Source organism: Streptomyces pratensis, from assembly GCF_037137275.1.
Classification (GTDB): domain Bacteria; phylum Actinomycetota; class Actinomycetes; order Streptomycetales; family Streptomycetaceae; genus Streptomyces; species Streptomyces pratensis_B.
In genome coordinates this window covers 38,283-56,771 of sequence record NZ_JBBBEN010000095.1, presented here as the reverse complement: position 1 = coordinate 56,771, position 18,489 = coordinate 38,283, and the positions used below count along the sequence as shown (strand labels likewise).

The following is an 18,489-nucleotide window of genomic DNA, read 5'->3' as shown; positions in this document are numbered from 1 at the left end:
CTACGGGACAGCCCTTAGCGGTTCCTCCGGAGGGGCACGGTCCGCGCCGTCGGCTCGCCCCCCGGCGGGGCGCCGGGAGGCGGCCCTCAGCGACTCGCTGCGTCGATTGGGTGCAAAACGGACACGGCGTGGTGTCGCCGACCAGGGTGGGCGTCCCGCCGTGCGAGCAGTTGGCCATGAGAAGTGATCACACCGGTCCTGAGCGCCGCACGTTGCTGAAGGTCGCCCTCGGCCTCGGGGGCGCCACCGCGCTGCACCTGATCGCCGCGGAGCCTGCGTCCACGCCCACCCGCCCCGCACGGGCCACGGGCACTTCGCCGGCGGCCGCCGGGCCCCCGGCGGGCGTCCGGAGCCGCCCCCTGCCGTACCGGCTGGAACCCATGACCGCGAAGACCCCGCCCCGGTTCAGACCGGCCCGGCCGCCGGTGCGCACCCGGCCCTTCGAGCACCTGCCCGAACTCGGGCACGCGATGGTCCTCAGCTTCGACGACGGCCCCGACCCGCTGTACACCCCGGACATCCTCGCCACTCTCCGCCGCCACCGGGTCCGCGCGATGTTCTTCGTCTGCGGCGAGATGGCCCTGGGCAGCCGGGATCTGCTGCGCGAGATGGCGGACGACGGCCATGTGGTCGGCAACCACTCCTGGTCGCACCCGCTGATCCCGGAGCTCTCCCGCGCCTCGATCCGCGACGAGCTCGGGCGCACCAGCGAGGTCATCGACACGACGCTGGGAGCCCCGCCGCTGTGGTATCGAGCCCCGTACGGCGCGTGGAACCGCAACTCGTTCGAGATCGGGGCCGAGCTGGGCATGGAGCCCATGGCCTGGACCGTGGACACGCTCGACTGGACCACACCGGGCGCCCGCACGATCGTCAGCCGGGTGCTGGACGCGGCGGCGCCCGGCGTCGTCGTCCTCTCGCACGACGCGGGCGGCGACCGCTCGCAGAGTGTCACGGCCCTGGGCCGCTACCTTCCGCGACTGCTGGACGCCGGCTATCGCATCACGGTGCCGCACCGGGTCTGAGCCGGCCGCCGCGCCCGCACGACGGCGCCCGCCGGGATGCGCCCGGCCGCAGAAGGCGCCTCGTGCGGGCGGGCCCGCGAGCTGTCAGCGGGTGCCGACCAGCCGGGCGAAGACCACCACGTTCCCGTCGTAGCCCCCCGCCTTCGAGTAGCCCCCGCCGCAGGTGATGACGCGCAGCTCCGCGTGGCCCGTGTCGCCGTAGACCCGGGGGCCGGGGAAGTCGTTCTTGGAGAAGACCTCCACGCCGTACACCTCGAAGATGCCGACCCGGCCGTCGTAGCGGGCGACCTCGACGCGCTGCTCCTTGCGGAGGGAGCCGAGCCCGTAGAAGACCGCGGGCCCGGACATGTTGTCGACATGGCCGACGATCACGGCGGTCCCGCGCTGGCCGGGGGAGATGCCGTTCTGGTACCAGCCGGCGAGGTTGGGGTCCTCGGCGGGAGGGGCGTCGATCCAGCCGTTGGCGTCCAGGTGCACGTCGACGATCGGGGCGTCCACGTCGATGGCCGGGATCTTCACGCGCGAGGCCGGGGCGTACGGCAGCGGCTGCACCGGCTCGTCCTCGGCAGGCGGGAGCGGCGCGCCCTCGCTCAGGTCCAGGGAAGCGGCGGCCACGGGCTGCGGCGGGCCGGCGTCGCCGAAGCCGGAACCGTTGCGCATGAGGGCGAGGCCGGTGAGCATCACCAGGGCGACCGCGCCCCACGGCATACGTCTGGTCCGCTGGTGGCCGGCGTAGTGACGGCTCATGGTTCTCCCTTCGTCGCGACGCTGTGAACGTTAGGGGCGCTGCGGACGGGCGGCGATCAGAGAAGGGCGAACGGGTGGCGGGGCGGAGGGGGCCGCTTCGGGGCAGTGCCCATCGGAGTAATGAGCGGATAAAACTTCTGATGGCCTGTGACCTGCGGCTCCGTCAGGCGCGCCGGTTTTCGCTCGGCGTGTCGCGTCACCGGGGTGGAGCAGCGCCGAAGTGCGGGTTTTCACCGCGCTGGTGAGTGTTCGTCGTGGGAGGCGTTCTCGTCGATGCATTCCCGGAGGAGCAGCCTCCGGGGCGTTTCCCGCTGGAGGTTCACACGATGCGCGCTTCACGCGTTCTCGCGGTCACCGCGACCGCATTCGCGGCCGTCGGGCTCGCGGCCCCCATGGCCGCCGCCACCAACGGTCCGAGCAACGTCACCGTCAACCCGTACTCGGTCCACCAGGGCGCCACCATGAAGGTCACCGCGCAGGGCTGTGGTCACGGCGGCAAGGTCTGGTCGAACGCGTTCCCGACGACGGAACTCTCCGCGGGCGGTACCGGGTACGCCACGGCTCGCATCCGGCACAACACCACGCCGGGGCACTACCACCTCTCCGTGAAGTGCAGCGACAACGACCGCATCGCGACGCACAAGTTCACCGTGCTCGCCGGTAACGGCGCCCAGGGCGGTCTCGGCGGCTCGATGGGTCCCGACTCCGTGGAGATGCAGGTCGGCGGCGGCCTGGTGGCCGCGGCGGCCGTCGGCGGCGCGGTCTTCCTCGTGCGGCGCCGGCGGACGAGCCATGCGGCGTTCTAGGGCGTCGAACCTCCTGCCCGGCCCGATACGCCCGTCGCCCCGAGTCCTGGTCCAGGAGTCGGGGCGACTGCCGTGCGCCGCACGTGGGCGTCAGTGCCGGCGGCCGCTGCCGCGACGGCGTGCGCGGAAGAGGGCGCCGGCGCCGGCCGCGGCCACCAGGGCCGCCCCCGCCGCGACCTCCACCGTGCCGGGGGCGCCGGAGCCACCGCCGAGGCCGCCGCGTACGCCGCTCGGCGCGAGAGCGGTGGAGCTGACGGTCGGGGCGGTGGTGGGAGCCGCGGTGGGGGTGCTCGTCGCGCCCGCGGTGATCGCCAGGTTGACGTTCCGCGAGGTGCCGGTGGACCCGCAGGTGAAGGTCACGGCGTACACGGCGCCCCGGCGGGCGTTCGCGTCGACCGTCGCGGTCGCCGTGGTGCTGCCGCTCGGGATGACGGCCGTGCCGAAGATGCCCGAGGTGACGGTCGTCTCGCCCGCGCACCCGCCGGAGCCGAGGGTGACCCGGCCGCCCGGAGCGATGACCGAGGGGGCGATCGTCGGGTTGAACGTGCTGACGGCCCCGTCCGGTGCGGCGTGGGCAGCGGGCGGGGCCAGCAGCGCCAGAGTGCCGGCGCCGAGCAGGGCGAACGGTGCGATACGTATCGCGCGCATGGTGATCCTCCGGATTCCCCGAGGGGCAGCTGCGGAATGAATTTCCACATAGCAGGAAAAATGCACCTCGATGCCCGACACGCTAGGAGGGGGGCCCATCACCCGCGATCGGGGTCCGGCGAATGGGTCAGTCGGGTCCCCCGGCCGGCTCACCCGCCCGGGGGCCCGCGGCGTCAGCGCGTCGCCTCCGGGAAGAGGTCGAGGAACGGGGAGGCGGTGGCCGAGAGTCCCCGGCCGAAGGGGGAGTCGAAGTCCCAGATGAGGAAGAGCAGGAAGGCGATCAGCGCACTGAAGAGGCCTGCCAGGAGCAGTTCGCGGGACGTTCTGCGGATCTGGAGGGTGAAGATCAGTCCGACGGTCACCAGGGCGCCGATGATCAGACCGAACCAGACCACCCCGGGCATCGTCGCCCCGGCGTTCTGTGAGCGTGAACTGCGGGCGTCGTCCGCCGCCGCCACCTGGTCGACCAGCGGCTGGTAGGCCTGGCCCTCATGGTCGTTCTTCGGCCGGTAGTCGGTGACGTCGGCCCGAACCCGGTCCAACAGGTGGGCGCCCCGATCGGTGAGCTCCCCCCGCTCGGACATCACCTGCCACTCGTGGTGGACGACGTGGCCGACGTAGGCGTCCACGTCGGCACGGATGCGGTCCCTCACCTCGGCCGGGTAGACGGACGCACGGGACTGCACCTCGTGCAGCGCCTGCGCCTCCAGGCGTACCGACTCCTGGGCAGCGCTGCGGCCCTCCCACACTCCGGCGATGGCCAGGCCCAGCACGATCGCGTAGACCACGCCGATCATCATCGTCATGTACTCGATGACGTCGGGGGTCTGGGACGGGTCGTCGTCATCCCGGACCCGGCGGTTGTTCAGGATGGCGATGGTGAGGACGACCGCGCACGCGGAGGCCATGGCAATGCTCAGTACGAGCCATTCGGACATGTGTCTCTCCTGGTCAGCGGGGCGACCGTGGCCGCAGTACGGCGACGGCGAACACCGCCGGGGCGGTGATCAGCAGGGTCAGTGACACCAGCGAGGGCCCGCTCCGCGGCGCCGTGCGGGAGGGCTTGCGGTACGTGGGCAGCGCGACGGGCCGGGGCTCGGGCGGCTGCGGAAGCACCGTGGGCTTCGGTGAGGGCTTCACCGGGGGTTCGGGTGGCGGAGAGGGTTTCGGAGGCGGAGGCGGAGGCGGAGGGGCGGGTGGCGACGGTGCGGGCGGTTGCGGCGCCGGTGGTGGCGGTGCGGGTGGTGGCGGTGCCGCGACCGGTGGAGGCGGGGGCGCGGGCAGCGGCGGAGGTGGTGGGGGAGGGGGCAAGGGAGAAGGGGAGGGGGGCGGCGGCTCCGGAGGGAGCGGCGGCGGCCAGGGGGGCTCGGGCCAGGAGACCGCCGTGCAGTCGCCGTCACCTGCCACGGCGGTGGCGGTGCCGCCGTCGCCCTGCCCGACCGTGGCCACCGCGCAGCTGTCGGCGCTCGCGGGGAGCGGTACGGCTATCAGCCAGAGAAGTGCGGCGGCTGTCGAGAACCGCGCTATGCGTAATCCGAACACGACGGGCAGCATGAGCCCCGCCGCCGGGGAACACGCGCGAGTTCTGGATGATTCGCCTGATCGTGGGGGGTGGAGGGCGTGCTTGTTTGCGTCGTGTGTTCGGGTAGTCGCATTCTTGGTGACCTTCTTTCGAACGAGGTGCCGTTCGGCGTGCCGTGCCCGGTCGCCGGTCGGCCGGCGGGGCCGAACCGCGGAGTGGCGTGACGTGGCGGTTTACCGCTTCGCGGAAGGCCGTCCGTGGAACGGGAGGGCGACGTGCGCGCGGCGGCCCCTCGTGAAGTGGCCAATAGTCGCCCTCTTGGCCGAAATTCGATGGTCGAGCGAGGGTGTGCCACTCGGCGGAATCGACGGAACGCGGTGCGCCGATTCTCCACGCGCCGCCGCTTTTCCGTCCCATCGCGACAGTGACGCGGAAACGCCCAGGAGCCCCAAGTGGCCCCGAACCGCCGGGAAACGGCGCACGGTGTTCCGGTCCGTCGCGCTGTGCACACGCGCAGCGACGAACCGACGGTACATGCCACCGGAGTGTGACCAATAACGGATCGCTAATTTCCGTTTCGACTCGCTCTCTTGGCGGTCGATCAGTAGCCTCTGGTCAACACTGACCATGAACATGGCCGGATCGCCGTGCCGACTGTTGGAGACATCGATGGAGCGTCCCGCCTGGGCACCGCAGGGCATTGACATTTCAGTGCCGAGCGTGTCCCGCATGTACGACTTCTATCTGGGCGGATCGCACAATTTCGAGGTGGACCGGGAAGCCGCGCGCAAGGCCATGGAGTTCCTCCCGGGTCTCCCCAAGATCATGCAGGCGAATCGGGCCTTCATGCGCCGGGCCGTCCGCTACGCCGTCGGCACGGGCATCAGCCAGTTCCTGGACATCGGCTCCGGCATACCGACCTTCGGCAACGTCCACGAGGTCGCCCAGGCGGCCGACCCGGAGGCCCGGGTGGCGTACGTCGACCACGACCCGGTCGCCGTCGCCCACAGCGAGGCCGTCCTGGCGGACGACGACCGTGCCGTCGCCGTCGCCGCCGACCTGCGCCGGCCCAAGGACATCCTGACGGACCCCCGGATCACCGGCCTGCTCGACCTGGACCGCCCGGTGGCCCTGCTGCTGGTCGCGGTGCTCCACTTCCTCGAGGACGCCGACGATCCGCGTGCCGCGGTCGCCGAGCTGCGCGAGTCGCTCGCCCCCGGCAGCCTGATCGTCCTGACCCACGCCTCGTACGAGGGCATTCCGCGCACCCAGGAGGAGGCGGGCGGGGCGGTGGGCGTCTACCGGACCATTCGCAACCCGCTGGTCATGCGCTCGCGCGAGGAGATCAGCCGTTTCTTCGACGGCTACGAGATGGTCGATCCGGGACTCGTGTCGATGCCCGAATGGCGCCCCGACACCCCCCAGGCGCCGCAGCAGGAGGACCCGTTCGCCTTTTCGGGTTTCGCAGGGGTTGGGCGCAAGGCGTGAGCATTCCCGCCCAGACGTCCGGTGTGCCGGACACGGAACCGGACGGCCCCGAAGACCGGCTCCGCAGATTCGCCAGAATCTGGAGCCGGGCCATCTTCCCCCTGACGGCCACCTCGCTGACCCGGCCGGAGTTCGAAGAGCACCTGCTCCCCCTGGCGCGCGAACTCAACACCGTCCTGCACGCCCACCCGTTCGACGCCTCACCCGCCCAGCGGGTCGGCGCGGCCCTCGTGGACGTGCACTGCACCGATCCCGACGCGCTCAGCGCCACCCTCGGCGTCGTCGACTCCTACCTCGTCCTCTACTGCGGCGGCAGCGGGCCCGGCGCGCTGTCCACCGAGGACGGCCGGGCCCGCTGCGCCCGAATCCAGCACACGCTGGCGGCCGGATTCTGCCTGGCCCTGCGCGAGCGCACCCTTGCCGAGCAGGAGGCCATCGCCCGCTCGGCGCTGACCGCCCGCTCGCACGCGGAAGAGGCCCTGCACGCGACGGAGGCGCGGTTCCGCGCGGTTTTCAAGGACGCCGCCATCGGCATCGGCATCGCGGACCTGGAGGGCAACGTCCTGGAGGTCAACGACACCCTCACCAGGATGTTCGGAGGGCTGGAGCACCACGTCCGCAGCCACAAGGTGAACGAGTGGGTCCACCCCGAGGACTCGCCCCAGGTGTGGAAGTACTACAACGAGCTGGTGCGCGGCGAGCGCGACCACTACCGGGTCGAGAAGGCGTACTACCGCAACGACGGCACCGTCCTGTGGACCAACCTCACCGTCTCGTTGCTCCGCGACTCCGAAGGCCGCCCCGAATACCAGCTGTCCCTGATGGAGGACACCACCGAGCGGCGGCTGCTGAATCTGCGGCTGCGCTACGAGGCCACGCACGACGCGCTCACCGGCCTGCCCAACAGGACCCTGTTCTTCGAGCGGCTGGAGAAGGCGCTCACCGCTCGCAACGGCAGCCGTTTCGGCCTCTGCTACCTCGATCTCGACGGCTTCAAGGCCATCAACGACAGCCTCGGACACGCGGCCGGAGACCGGCTCCTGGTCGAGGTCGCCGACCGGCTCCAGAGCTGCGCCACCGCGCCCGGCGAGATGGTCGCCCGACTCGGCGGCGACGAGTTCGTGGCGCTGACCACCGGCCCCGACACGAGGAAGGAGGTGGACGAACTCGCCGGCCGGATTCTCGGGGCGCTGGCCACCCCCGTCCGCCTCGACGGCCGGGAACTGGTCGTCCGGGGCTCGATCGGCATCGTCGAGGGCCCCTCGGGGGAGCGCAGCGCCGCCGAAGTCCTGCGCAGCGCCGACATCACCATGTACCGGGCCAAGGCGGCGGGCGGCAACCGCTTCGAGTTCGCCGACGCCGAGGCCGACGCCCGTGCCATCACCCGGCACGGGCTGACCACCGCGCTGCCCGCGGCCCTGGACCGGGGCGAGTTCTTCATCGAGTACCAGCCGCTGGTGCACCTGGGCGACGGCTCCGTGCACGGCGCGGAGGCACTGGTGCGCTGGTGCCACCCCCAGCACGGGGTGCTGGGGCCCGACCGGTTCATCCCGCTCGCCGAGCACACCGGCCTCATCGTCCCGCTCGGGCGCTGGGTGCTGGAGGAGTCCGTCCGGCAGGCCAACTTCTGGAAGGAGCGGCACAGCGACGGCGGCCCGCTGCGGATCAACGTCAACCTCTCGCCGGCCCAGTTGCGCCACCCCCGGCTCGTGGCCGAGACGGTCGACGTGCTGGAGCGCTCCGGCCTCGAACCGGGAGCCCTGTGCCTGGAGGTCACCGAGTCCGCGCTGATCGGGGCCGACGACGACGTCCTCAAACCGCTGCGGCAGCTCGCCGAGATGGGCGTCGACATCGCCCTCGACGACTTCGGCACCGGATACTCGAACCTGGCGAACCTGCGTCGTCTGCCGGTGAGCGTGCTCAAGCTGGACCGCTCCTTCACCCAGGGCATGCAGCAGCACCCGGCGGACCCGGTGGACATGAAGATCGTCGAGGGCATCGTGTCGCTGGCCCACAGCCTGGAGCTGGCGGTGACCGTGGAGGGCGTCGAGACGGGGGCCCAGGCCGAGCAGCTGCGCCGGCTGGGCTGTGACACGGCCCAGGGCTGGTACTACGCCCGTCCCGGGGCCCCGGACCGCATCCACTCCCTGCTCCTGGCCGACGCGGTGTGAGCCGCCGCCGGTGTGTCCGGGGGCGGCGGCCCCGGGCACACCGGCCGAGGCGTGGCCCGGCGGTCAGGCGGGCGTCGGGCCGCCGTGCTCCAGCAGCATCCGCTGGAGCTCGCGGGCGGCCCGGGGCGGAGCCACGTCGCTGCGGTGCGCCAGCGCGATCGTGCGCCGCAGCCCCGGCCCCGCCAGCGGCGTCCTCCGCAGGTCGTGCCCCGCCCGGTTCGCGGCCATGCTCGGCACCACGGCGATGCCCAGCCCGGCCCGTACGAAACCGAGCACCGCGTCCATCTCGCCGCCCTCGACGGTGAACGAGGGCTCGAACCCCTCCGCGCGGCACGCGGCCAGTGTCAGCTCCCGCAGGTTGTAGCCGTGCCGGAACATCACCAGCGGCGCCCCCCGGAGATCCGCGATCCGGACCCGGCCGCCACGCCCCGGCGTGGGGCCCGCGGCCGAGGACACCACGACCAGATCCTCGTGGAGCAGCTCGACCGTGGTCAGCGCGGGGGAGGCGGCGGGCAGGGGCAGCACCACGAGGGCCAGGTCGAGAGCGCCGCGGGCCAGCTGACGCACCAGGTCGTGCGAGCCCCCCTCCTCCAACAGCAGCCGCACCCCCGGATGCCGGTCGTTGAAGGCGCGCAGCACGTCCGGCAGGAGGCCCGTGCACAGGCTCGGCGTCGCCCCCAGGCGCACACGGCCGCTGCGCAGCTGGACCAGCTCGGCCACCTCCTGCCGGGCGGTCTCGGCGTCGGCGAGGATGCGCCGGGCCAGGGGCAGCAGGGCCTCGCCCGCGTCGGTGAGGGCGATGTTGCCCCGGGCCCGGCTGAACAGCTCGGCGCCCAATTCGGTCTCCAGGGCCCGGATCTGCTGGGAGAGCGAGGGCTGCGACACGTGCACCGCCTCGGCGGCCCGGGTGAAGTGCCGGCTCTCGGCGACGGCCACGAAGTAGGTGAGCTGCTGGAAATGCATGCGCCGAGCCTAACCTCCCTCGATAGGTCACGCCTATGGACTTGAGCCGGACCATGTCTTGGACTGATCGGCGAGTGCCCCCTAGCGTCGTGTCCATGGCATTGGCAACGCGGACGGACCGACGGCCGTCGATGACGCGTACGCTCTGGGACTCGACCGTCGGCAAGAAGACGATCATGGCGGTGAGCGGCCTGATGATGCTCGGGTTCCTCGTCGCCCATCTGGCGGGCAACCTGAAGATCTTCTTCGGGCCCGGCGAGTTCGACGGCTACGCCCACTGGCTGCGCACCATGGGGGAGCCGGTCCTGCACTACGAGTGGGGGCTGTGGATCGCCCGCGTGGGGCTGATCGCCGCCGTCGTGCTGCACGGCGTCACCGCGTACCAGTTGAGCCGCCGCGACATCAAGGCCCGCCCGGCCAAGTACGTCCACAAGAAGCCCCGTGCCAGCTACGCCACCCGGACCATGCGCTGGGGCGGCGTCATTCTGGGGCTCTTCATCGTCTGGCACATCCTCGACCTGACCACCGGGACCGTGCACAGCGGGGACTTCCAGCCCGCGCACCCGTACCAGAACGTCATCAACACCTTCTCGAACTGGTACGGCAACGTCATCTACATCGTCGCGGTGCTCGCCATGGGCCTGCACGTGCGGCACGGCTTCTGGAGCGCCGCGCAGACGCTCGGCGTCGGCAGCGCGGCCCGCGACCGCATCCTGAAGACCCTCGCCAACCTTCTCGCCGCGCTGCTGACGGTGGGCTTCATCTCCCTGCCCGTCGGCGTCATGACCGGAATCGTGAGCTGACATGACCGCCTACACGCAGTACGTGACGGGCGATCCCGTCGCCGACACCAAGGCCCCAGAGGGACCCGTCGCCGAACGCTGGGACACCCGGCGCTTCCAAGCGAAACTCGTGAACCCCGCCAACCGGCGCAAACACACCGTCATCGTGGTCGGCACCGGCCTGGCCGGCGGAGCGGCCGGGGCCACGCTCGCCGAACAGGGCTACCACGTCGTGCAGTTCTGCTTCCAGGACTCGCCCCGCAGGGCCCACTCGGTCGCCGCCCAGGGCGGCATCAACGCCGCGAAGAACTACCGCAACGACGGCGACTCCATCCGCCGGCTGTTCTACGACACCGTCAAGGGCGGGGACTTCCGCGCCCGGGAGTCCAACGTCCACCGGCTCGCCCAGATCTCCGTCGAGATCATCGACCAGTGCGTCGCCCAGGGCGTGCCCTTCGCCCGCGAGTACGGCGGCCTGCTCGACAACCGCTCCTTCGGCGGCGTCCAGGTCTCGCGCACGTTCTACGCCCGCGGCCAGACCGGACAGCAGCTCCTCCTCGGGGCGTACCAGGCCCTGTCCCGGCAGATCGCCACGGGCAACGTCGAACTCCACGCCCGCACCGAGATGCTGGACCTCGTCGTGGTGGACGGCAGAGCGCGCGGCATCGTCGCCCGCGACCTGGTCACCGGGAAGATCGACACCTACTTCGCCGACGCGGTCGTCCTGGCCACCGGCGGCTACGGCAACGTCTTCTACCTGTCGACCAACGCCATGAACTCCAACGCCACCGCCATCTGGCGGGCCCACCGGCGCGGCGCGTACTTCGCCAACCCTTGCTTCACCCAGATCCACCCCACCTGCATCCCGCGCACCGGCGAACACCAGTCCAAGCTCACCCTGATGAGCGAGTCGCTGCGCAACGACGGGCGCATCTGGGTCCCCACGGCCAAGGGCGACGAACGCCCGCCCAACCGGATTCCCGAGGACGAGCGCGACTACTACCTGGAGCGCCTCTACCCGGCCTTCGGCAACCTCGTCCCCCGCGACATCGCCTCCCGGGCGGCCAAGAACGTCTGCGACGAGGGTCGCGGCGTCGGCCCCGGCGGGCAGGGCGTCTACCTGGACTTCGCCGAGGCCATCGGGCGCATGGGCCGCAAGGCGGTCGAGGCCAAGTACGGCAACCTCTTCGACATGTACCAGCGGATCACCGACGAGGACCCCTACACCGTCCCCATGCGGATCTACCCCGCCGTGCACTACACGATGGGCGGACTGTGGGTCGACTACGACCTCCAGACCACCGTCCCCGGGCTCTTCGCGATCGGCGAGGCGAACTTCTCCGACCACGGGGCCAACCGGCTCGGCGCCTCCGCCCTGATGCAGGGGCTGGCCGACGGATACTTCGTCCTGCCGTCCACGATCAACGACTACCTCGCCCGCCACCCGCTCGCCGACACCGTGGACGCCACCCACCCCGCCGTCGCGGAGGCCGTGGCCCAGACCGAGGACCGCATCGACCGGCTGCTCTCGATCGACGGCGACCGCACCCCCGACTCCTTCCACCGCGAGATCGGCGAACTCATGTGGGAGTACTGCGGAATGGCCCGCACGGAGGACGGCCTGCGCACGGCGCTCGCCCGGATTCCGGAGATCCGCGAGGAGTTCTGGACCCGCATCAAGGTCCCCGGCGCCGGCGCGGAGTTCAACCAGTCGCTGGAGAAGGCGAACCGCATCATCGACTACCTGGAACTGGCCGAGTTGATGTGCCTGGACGCCCTGCACCGCACGGAGTCCTGCGGTGGCCACTTCCGCGAGGAGTCCCAGACCCCGGACGGCGAGGCCGAGCGGCGCGACGAGGAGTTCTCCTACGCCGCGGCCTGGGAGTTCACCGACACCGGCCGGGCCCCCGTCCTGCACAAGGAAGACCTGGTCTTCAGCGACGTCCACCCCACCCAGCGGAGCTACGCATGAAGCTCACCCTGCGCGTCTGGCGCCAGCGACACGCCGAAGCGCCTGGCGCCATGGCCACCTACGAAGTCGACGGCATCTCGCCGGACATGTCCTTCCTGGAGATGCTCGACACCCTCAACGAGGAGCTCACCCTCGCCGGGGACGACCCCGTCGCCTTCGACCACGACTGCCGCGAGGGCATCTGCGGCGCGTGCAGCCTCGTCATCAACGGCGACGCGCACGGTCCGGAGCGCACCACCACCTGCCAGCTCCACATGCGGTCCTTCTCCGACGGCGACACCATCGACATCGAGCCCTGGCGCGCTTCCGCCTTCCCGGTCGTCAAGGACCTGGTCGTGGACCGCTCCTCGTTCGACCGGATCATCCAGTCCGGCGGCTACATCGCCGCCGCCACCGGCACCGCCCCCGACGCCCACGCCACTCCGGTGCCCAAGCCCGACGCCGACTTCGCCTTCGAGCACGCCGAGTGCATCGGCTGCGGAGCCTGCGTCGCCGCCTGCCCCAACGGCTCGGCGATGCTGTTCACTTCGGCGAAGGTCAACCACCTCAACGTCCTGCCGCAGGGCGCCCCGGAACGCGAGACCCGGGTGCTGGACATGGTGGCGCAGATGGACGAGGAGGGCTTCGGCGGCTGCACCCTGGCGGGCGAGTGCGCCACCGTCTGCCCGAAGGGCATCCCGCTGCCGTCGATCACCGCGATGAACAAGGAATGGCTGCGCGCCACCCGGAAGATCCGCCGCTGACGCGGGCGATGAGCGGCACAGGCATTGCCGTGGGGCCCCGGCCACTAAGCGCGGGGCCCCACGGCACCCGGACCGCCGCCCCGGCCGACCCGGGGCCACCGGTGCCGGACCGACGCGGCTACGGCGTGGACCGGCCCCGCCGCAGCGCCTTCGCCAGATACGGCGCCGTACGGCTGCCCGCCTTCCGCGCCACTTCGGCCGGCGGCCCGGAGGCGACGATCCGGCCGCCCCGGTCCCCGCCCTCCGGGCCCAGGTCGATGACATGGTCCGCGCCGGCCGCCACCGCCATGTCGTGCTCCACGACCACGACCGTGCTCCCCGTGTCCACCAGGGAGTGCAACTGCCGCATCAGCACCTCCACATCGGCCGGGTGCAGCCCCGTCGTGGGCTCGTCCAGCAGGTACATCGTGTGCCCGCGGCGGGTGCGCTGGAGCTCGGCGGCGAGCTTGATGCGCTGGGCCTCGCCGCCCGACAGCTCCGTCGCGGGCTGTCCGAGGCGCAGATAGCCGAGCCCCACGTCCGCCAGGGTGGTCAGCGCGCGTTCGACGGCAGGGGTCCCGGCGAAGAAAGCCGCCGCCGACTCCACGGTGAGGTCCAGCACCTGTGCGACCGTCAGCCCGCGGAGGGTGACTTCCAGCGTCTCGGGGTTGTAGCGCGCGCCGCGGCAGTCCGGACAGGGCGCGTAGGTGCTGGGCAGGAACAGCAGCTCCACCGAGACGAAGCCCTCGCCCTGGCAGGTCTCGCACCGGCCGCCCGTCACGTTGAACGAGAACCGGCCCGCCGTGTAGCCGCGTTCCCGGGCCCTCGGCGTCCGGGCGAACAGCTTGCGCACAGCGTCGAACAGACCGGTGTACGTGGCCAGGTTGGACCGGGGCGTACGGCCGATGGGCTTCTGGTCGACCTGGACGAGCCGGTCCACCGCGTCGAGCCCTTCCGCCGTCGCACAGTACCGCTCACCCGGCCCGGCCTCCTCGCCCGTCCGCCGGTCCGCCAATACCCCGGCGAGCACCTGGCCGACCAGGGTCGACTTCCCCGACCCGGACACGCCGGTCACCGCCGTGAACACCCCGAGCGGGAAAGCGGCTTCGACGCCGCGCACGTTGTGCCGTTCCACCCCGGTGAGCCGCAGCCACCCGGTCGGGCTGCGCGGCTCGCGGGCCGGTGCGGCCCCCTCGTCGAACAGGAACCGCCGTGTCGCGGACTCCGGCACCTGGGCGAGGCCCTCGGGCGGCCCGCTGTGCAGCACCCGCCCGCCGTGCTCCCCGGCCAGCGGCCCCACGTCCACCAGCCAGTCCGCGCGTCGCACGACGTCCATCTGGTGCTCCACGACGAACACCGAGTTGCCGGCCTCCTTCAACCGCCCCAGCACCCCGAGCAACGCTTCGGTGTCCACCGGGTGCAGCCCGGCCGACGGTTCGTCCAGGACGTAGACGACGCCGAACAGCCCGGAGCGCAACTGCGTCGCGAGCCGCAGCCGTTGCAGCTCTCCGGAGGAGAGCGTGGGGGCCGTCCGGTCCAGGCTCAGGTACCCGAGGCCCAGCTCCGTCACCGTGCCGATGCGGGCCAGCAGGTCAGCTGTCAGCACCCGGGCCGTCTCCTCGCCGCCCGCCCCGGCCAGCACGTCGGACAGGGCGGACAGCGGCAGCGCGGCCAGCTCCGCGATGGTCCGTCCGGCGAAGGTGACCGCCATCGCCTCCGGCCGCAGCCTGTTCCCGCCGCACACCGGGCACGGGACACTGGTCAAGAAGCGCTCCGCCTTCGCCCGCAGGGTGCGGCTCTTGGTGTCGGCGAACGTGTGCAGCACATAGCGCCGCGCGCTCATGTACGTGCCCCGGTAGGGGCGCTGGATGCGTCCGGCGTCCCGCACCGGATGCACCGTGACGACCGGCTGCTCGTCCGTGAACAGCATCCACTCGCGGTCCCGCGCCTCCAGCTCGCGCCAGGGCCGGTCGACGTCGTAGCCGAGGGCGTCCAGAACGTCGCGCAGGTTCTTGCCCTGCCACGCGCCCGGCCACGCAGCGATCGCCCCCTCCCGGATCGACAGCGAGGGATCGGGTACGAGCAGCTCCTCGTCCGTCCGGTGGACCCGCCCCAGCCCGTGGCACTCGGGGCAGGCCCCGGCGGTCGTGTTCGGGGAGAAGGCGTCGGAGTCGAGGCGCCCGACGCCCGGCGGATAGTCCCCGGCGCGTGAGAAGAGCATGCGCAGCGAGTTGGAGAGCGTCGTGACCGTTCCGACGGACGAGCGGGCCCCGGGGGCCGAGCGCCGCTGCTCCAGTGAGACGGCGGGCGGCAGCCCGGTGATCTCCCTGACGGCGGGTGCGCCGACCTGGTGGATCAGCCGTCGCGCGTAGGGCGCGACGGACTCGAAGTAGCGGCGCTGCGCCTCGGCGTAGATCGTCCCGAACGCCAGCGAGGACTTCCCCGACCCGGACACCCCGGTGAACACGGTCAGGGTGTCGCGCGGAATGTCGACCCGGACATCCTGGAGGTTGTGCTCGCGCGCGCCGCGCACCCGGACGTACGGATCGTGGGGGGAGTGCATGCGGGTCTGCTCCGTGGGGGTGGGGTGACGACGCCTGGGACGAACAGCTCGATTCTAGGAGTCGGCGCAGGTGGCGGCCTTGCGGGAGGCACCCCGCGTCGGCCCTGAGACGCATGCCGGGCGGCGTCGCGTCATCCCTGCGGGCGGCGGGGCGCGCGCTCGGAAGGCGCCCCCGGCTCGGCGAGGACCGCCGACCGCCGGACGCCCGTGCTCCCGTCGGCGCCCGGAGCGCTGTCCCCGGCCCGGAGGCCGGTGATCCGGGCGAGACGTCGCAGGGAGTCGATCAGGGCCTCGCGGTCGTAGGTGCTGGTGGTCACGAGCACCTCGTCCGCCCCGGTCTCCTTGAGGGCCTTCTCCAGTTGCTCGGTCACCTGGGCCTCGGTGCCGTGGACGTGCCCGTCGAGCCCCTGCTCGTAGAGGCGCCGCTCCCTGGCCGGCATGGGGAGCCGCTCGACGCGCTCTGCGGGCGCCAGGGGCGGGAAGACCCCGCGAGTACGGGAGTGGGCCATCGCCCACGCCTCCGGCATCAGCAGCCGGCGGGCCGCCTCCTGAGTGCCCGCGACGGCCACCGTGCCCGCGACGATCACCTCGGGACGCTCGGACCGGGAGGAGGGCCGGAACCCCCGGCGGTAGGTCTCGATGGCGCGCAGCATCTTCTCCCGGCCCCGCAGATCGCCGATGACGAGGGGAAGCCCGGCTGCCGCGGCGACGGACGCGCCCTCGCCGATCGCCAGGACGTACGCGGGGACGGCCAGCCCTTCCGCCGGGTGGGCGCGCACCCCGGGGTGGACCCGCTGGCCGCCGTCGATCCAGCCGAGCAGCTCGGCGAGCCGGCCGGGGAAGTCCTCGGCCTCCTCCTTGCCGTGGCCGAGAGCGCGGCGGACCCCCTCGGTGAAGCCCAGGGAGCGGCCGAGGCCCATGTCGATGCGTCCGGGGAAGAGCGCGGCGAGGACCCCGAACTGCTCGGCGACGACGAAAGGCCGGTGGTTGGGCAGCATGACGCCGCCGGTGCCGACCCGGATGGAGGTGGTCGCGGCGGCCACCGCGGCGGCCAGCACCGTCGGGGCCGATCCGGCGACGCCCGGTACCCCGTGGTGCTCGGAGACCCAGAAGCGGTGGTAACCGAGCCTCTCCGCCTCCTGGGCGAGGCTCACGGTGTCGCGCAGGGCCTGCGGGCCGTCGTGCCCCTCGCGCGTACGGGAACGGTCGAGGACGGAGAACCGCGTGGCGGCGAGGAGAGAACTCACGTTCTCTTCAACACCACCGCGCCCTCAGGATTCCCCTCCCCGCAAGCCGCGTGCCGCAGGGGGCCGGGGCGGGCCGTGGAGGGGTGGCCGTGCTCGCCGGACGGCAGGAGGAGGCACCCTGATCAGGTGGTCTCGTCGAGACGGAAGCCCACCTTCAGGCCCACCTGGTAATGCGCGATCTGGCCATCCTCGATGTGGCCGCGCACTTGGTCAATCTCGAACCAGTCGAGATTGTGCAACGTTTCCGCGGCTCTTGCGATGCCGTTCCGGATGGCCGCGTCGATGCCCTCCTCGGAGGTTCCTACGATCTCGGTGATCCGATAGGTGTGGTTTCCCATGGTTTGTCTCCTCTCGTCTGTCCACGGTGCCTCAATCCGGGACGTCTCGCGAGGGGGCAAGTCGCGCGAACCGGGACGAGCCAACTCCTTGACCTGGTGATTAGTCCATACCAAGATTCGGCCAAACACCCGTGCGAGCGCCGCCCGCAATCCCCCACACCGGGTCCCTGATTCCGTCGTGCCGTTTTGCAGAAGGTGACCACGTGAAGAACCGCATACTGGCCGGAGCCGTCGCGCTCGTCTCGTCCGTCACTCTCAGTGGATGCGGCTACTTCTCGGGGGCGGACGGCGGCGACCGGAAGGTGACCGTCTGGCTGATGAAGAACAGCGTCTCGCCAGGGTTCCTGGACAAGTTCACCCGGTCGTACGAGGAGGAGAACCCCTCGATCGAGCTGGAATTCACGATCCAGGAGTGGAGCGGTATCGGCCCCAAGGTCCTCTCCGCACTGGAGGGCGACGACGCCCCGGACGTGATCGAGGTCGGCAACACGCAGGTCGCGCAGTATGCCGAGAGCGGCGGTCTACGGGATCTGACCCTGGAGTCCATGCGGGACCTGGGCAGTGAGGACTGGCTTCCCGGTCTCGCCCAGCCCGGCAGCATCAACGGCGTGCAGTACGGCATTCCCTGGTACGCGGCCAACCGGGTGGTGATCTACAACAAGGAGCTTTTCGAGGAGGCGGGCATCGACTCCGCCCCGAAGACGCGCGCCGACTGGATCGCCGCCACCGAGAAGCTCAACACACCGGACACCCAGGGCATTTATCTGGCCGGCCAGAACTGGTACGTGCTCGCCGGATTCATCTGGGACGAGGGCGGCGAACTCGCAGACGAGAACGGCGGCGACTGGCAGGGCTCGCTGGACACCCCTGAGGCACTCGCGGGCATGGACTTCTACAAGGAACTCCAGGCGCTCGGCGACGGCCCGACCGACGCCGACGAGGAGAAACCCCCGCAGGCCGACGTGTTCGCCGAGGGTGACGTCGCCCAGATCATCTCCGTACCCGGAAGCGCGGCGCTCATCGAGCAGAAGAATCCCGAACTCAAGGGGAAGCTCGGCTACTTCCCCATTCCCGGCAAGACCTCCAAGGCCCCCGGCGCCGTCTTCACCGGCGGCTCCGACCTCATCGTGCCCAAGAACGCCGACGAGCGCACCGCCGGCATCGACGTCGTCAAGGCGCTGGCCGGCGAGAAGTGGCAGACGGAGCTGGCCCGCAGCATGAGCTACGTCCCCAACAAGCCGAGCCTGGCCCACGTCATCGAGGGCGACGAAGGCACCTCGGCGATGGCGAAGGGGGCCGTCCGCGGACGCGCCACCCCCAACTCGGTCCAATGGGCCAGGGTGGAGGCGGAGAACCCGATCAAGCCGTACATGACGGCGGTGCTCCAGGGCGGCGACCCGAAGGAAGCGGCGAAGACCGCCTCCGAGCGCATCACCGCCATCCTCGCCGGCGGCTGACCCGCCGCCGGTCGACCCGGCGGCGGCCCTGGGGATTC

At 71.5% G+C, this 18,489-nt stretch carries 16 protein-coding genes; 8 read left to right on the top strand and 8 right to left on the bottom strand.

From position 1 onward, the window contains the following. The first annotated feature begins 176 nt into the window (after positions 1-176). Positions 177-1,025 carry a polysaccharide deacetylase family protein gene (locus tag V9U70_RS21665; protein WP_336677669.1) on the top strand — a complete coding sequence of 283 codons (849 nt, stop codon included), beginning with the start codon at positions 177-179 and terminating at the stop codon, positions 1,023-1,025. 84 nt (positions 1,026-1,109) lie between these two features. Here the strand turns inward: V9U70_RS21665 and V9U70_RS21660 are convergent, their stop codons facing one another. Continuing rightward, positions 1,110-1,772 carry a class F sortase gene (locus V9U70_RS21660; protein ID WP_336677667.1) on the bottom strand — a complete coding sequence of 221 codons (663 nt, stop codon included), beginning with the start codon at positions 1,770-1,772 and terminating at the stop codon, positions 1,110-1,112. A gap of 326 nt (positions 1,773-2,098) precedes the next feature. On the opposite strand from V9U70_RS21660, the gene V9U70_RS21655 reads away from it, so the two are divergent. After that, entirely contained in the window at positions 2,099-2,578 is a 480-nt protein-coding gene (locus V9U70_RS21655; RefSeq protein ID WP_336677666.1) for a hypothetical protein, read from the top strand. Between the two features lie 90 nt (positions 2,579-2,668). Here V9U70_RS21655 and V9U70_RS21650 read toward each other — a convergent pair whose 3' ends face one another. The 3 genes from V9U70_RS21650 to V9U70_RS21640 form a co-directional block, all read right to left on the bottom strand. Next, positions 2,669-3,226 carry a hypothetical protein gene (locus V9U70_RS21650; protein WP_336677664.1) on the bottom strand — a complete coding sequence of 186 codons (558 nt, stop codon included), beginning with the start codon at positions 3,224-3,226 and terminating at the stop codon, positions 2,669-2,671. Positions 3,227-3,399: 173 nt separating this feature from the next. Next, positions 3,400-4,164 (bottom strand): bestrophin-like domain, encoded by a 765-nt coding sequence (locus V9U70_RS21645; protein WP_336677662.1) that lies wholly within the window; start codon positions 4,162-4,164, stop codon positions 3,400-3,402. Between the two features lie 13 nt (positions 4,165-4,177). Then, the gene (locus tag V9U70_RS21640) at positions 4,178-4,366 is read right to left on the bottom strand and encodes a hypothetical protein (RefSeq protein WP_336677724.1); all 189 of its coding nucleotides are present in this window, start codon (positions 4,364-4,366) and stop codon (positions 4,178-4,180) included. A 1,051-nt stretch (positions 4,367-5,417) separates the two neighbouring features. On the opposite strand from V9U70_RS21640, the gene V9U70_RS21635 reads away from it, so the two are divergent. Both V9U70_RS21635 and V9U70_RS21630 read left to right on the top strand, forming a co-directional pair. Next, entirely contained in the window at positions 5,418-6,236 is an 819-nt protein-coding gene (locus tag V9U70_RS21635; RefSeq protein WP_336677661.1) for an SAM-dependent methyltransferase, read from the top strand. Beyond that, the gene (locus V9U70_RS21630; protein ID WP_336677658.1) at positions 6,233-8,407 is read left to right on the top strand and encodes a putative bifunctional diguanylate cyclase/phosphodiesterase; all 2,175 of its coding nucleotides are present in this window, start codon (positions 6,233-6,235) and stop codon (positions 8,405-8,407) included. Before V9U70_RS21635 ends, V9U70_RS21630 begins: the two co-directional genes overlap by 4 nt. 63 nt (positions 8,408-8,470) lie before the next feature. Here V9U70_RS21630 and V9U70_RS21625 read toward each other — a convergent pair whose 3' ends face one another. Continuing rightward, a complete protein-coding gene (locus V9U70_RS21625; protein ID WP_336677656.1) occupies positions 8,471-9,370 on the bottom strand; it encodes a LysR family transcriptional regulator in 900 nt (299 codons plus the stop codon). A gap of 131 nt (positions 9,371-9,501) precedes the next feature. Between V9U70_RS21625 and V9U70_RS21620 the strand changes: the two genes are divergently transcribed. The 3 genes from V9U70_RS21620 to V9U70_RS21610 are packed head-to-tail and all read left to right on the top strand — an operon-like array spanning position 9,502 to position 12,867. After that, complete coding sequence (locus V9U70_RS21620; protein ID WP_336677718.1) at positions 9,502-10,173, top strand: succinate dehydrogenase; 672 nt, start codon at positions 9,502-9,504, stop codon at positions 10,171-10,173. Between the two features lies 1 nt (position 10,174). Continuing rightward, positions 10,175-12,124, top strand: coding sequence for a fumarate reductase/succinate dehydrogenase flavoprotein subunit (locus tag V9U70_RS21615; protein ID WP_336677654.1), 1,950 nt, complete (start codon positions 10,175-10,177; stop codon positions 12,122-12,124). Continuing rightward, entirely contained in the window at positions 12,121-12,867 is a 747-nt protein-coding gene (locus V9U70_RS21610) for a succinate dehydrogenase/fumarate reductase iron-sulfur subunit (RefSeq protein WP_336677653.1), read from the top strand. The genes V9U70_RS21615 and V9U70_RS21610 overlap by 4 nt, the downstream gene beginning before the upstream one ends. A 118-nt stretch (positions 12,868-12,985) precedes the next feature. Here the strand turns inward: V9U70_RS21610 and uvrA are convergent, their stop codons facing one another. The 3 genes from uvrA to V9U70_RS21595 all read right to left on the bottom strand — a co-directional run bounded on the left by uvrA (position 12,986) and on the right by V9U70_RS21595 (position 16,994). Then, complete coding sequence (gene uvrA / locus V9U70_RS21605) at positions 12,986-15,409, bottom strand: excinuclease ABC subunit UvrA (RefSeq protein WP_336677651.1); 2,424 nt, start codon at positions 15,407-15,409, stop codon at positions 12,986-12,988. A gap of 131 nt (positions 15,410-15,540) precedes the next feature. Next, positions 15,541-16,656, bottom strand: coding sequence for an MsnO8 family LLM class oxidoreductase (locus tag V9U70_RS21600; RefSeq protein ID WP_336677649.1), 1,116 nt, complete (start codon positions 16,654-16,656; stop codon positions 15,541-15,543). Between the two features lie 122 nt (positions 16,657-16,778). Further along, positions 16,779-16,994, bottom strand: a complete 216-nt coding sequence (locus tag V9U70_RS21595) for a dodecin (protein WP_336677646.1) — start codon at positions 16,992-16,994, stop codon at positions 16,779-16,781. Positions 16,995-17,197: 203 nt separating this feature from the next. Here V9U70_RS21595 and V9U70_RS21590 point away from each other — a divergent pair, with 203 nt between their 5' ends. Next, positions 17,198-18,451 (top strand): extracellular solute-binding protein, encoded by a 1,254-nt coding sequence (locus V9U70_RS21590; RefSeq protein WP_336677644.1) that lies wholly within the window; start codon positions 17,198-17,200, stop codon positions 18,449-18,451. The last annotated feature ends 38 nt before the right edge of the window (positions 18,452-18,489 follow it).

Bases quoted from the DNA above. Each gene is read 5' to 3' on its own strand.
- V9U70_RS21665 (WP_336677669.1), top strand. From the start codon at position 177: ATGAGAAGTGATCACACCGGTCCTGAGCGCCGCACGTTGCTGAAGGTC.
- V9U70_RS21620 (WP_336677718.1), top strand. From the start codon at position 9,502: ATGACGCGTACGCTCTGGGACTCGACCGTCGGCAAGAAGACGATCATG.
- V9U70_RS21660 (WP_336677667.1), bottom strand. From the start codon at position 1,772: ATGAGCCGTCACTACGCCGGCCACCAGCGGACCAGACGTATGCCGTGG.
- V9U70_RS21595 (WP_336677646.1), bottom strand. From the start codon at position 16,994: ATGGGAAACCACACCTATCGGATCACCGAGATCGTAGGAACCTCCGAG.
- V9U70_RS21610 (WP_336677653.1), top strand. From the start codon at position 12,121: ATGAAGCTCACCCTGCGCGTCTGGCGCCAGCGACACGCCGAAGCGCCT.
- uvrA (WP_336677651.1), bottom strand. From the start codon at position 15,409: ATGCACTCCCCCCACGATCCGTACGTCCGGGTGCGCGGCGCGCGCGAG.
- V9U70_RS21645 (WP_336677662.1), bottom strand. From the start codon at position 4,164: ATGTCCGAATGGCTCGTACTGAGCATTGCCATGGCCTCCGCGTGCGCG.
- V9U70_RS21615 (WP_336677654.1), top strand. From the start codon at position 10,175: ATGACCGCCTACACGCAGTACGTGACGGGCGATCCCGTCGCCGACACC.
- V9U70_RS21650 (WP_336677664.1), bottom strand. From the start codon at position 3,226: ATGCGCGCGATACGTATCGCACCGTTCGCCCTGCTCGGCGCCGGCACT.
- V9U70_RS21635 (WP_336677661.1), top strand. From the start codon at position 5,418: ATGGAGCGTCCCGCCTGGGCACCGCAGGGCATTGACATTTCAGTGCCG.
- V9U70_RS21625 (WP_336677656.1), bottom strand. From the start codon at position 9,370: ATGCATTTCCAGCAGCTCACCTACTTCGTGGCCGTCGCCGAGAGCCGG.
- V9U70_RS21655 (WP_336677666.1), top strand. From the start codon at position 2,099: ATGCGCGCTTCACGCGTTCTCGCGGTCACCGCGACCGCATTCGCGGCC.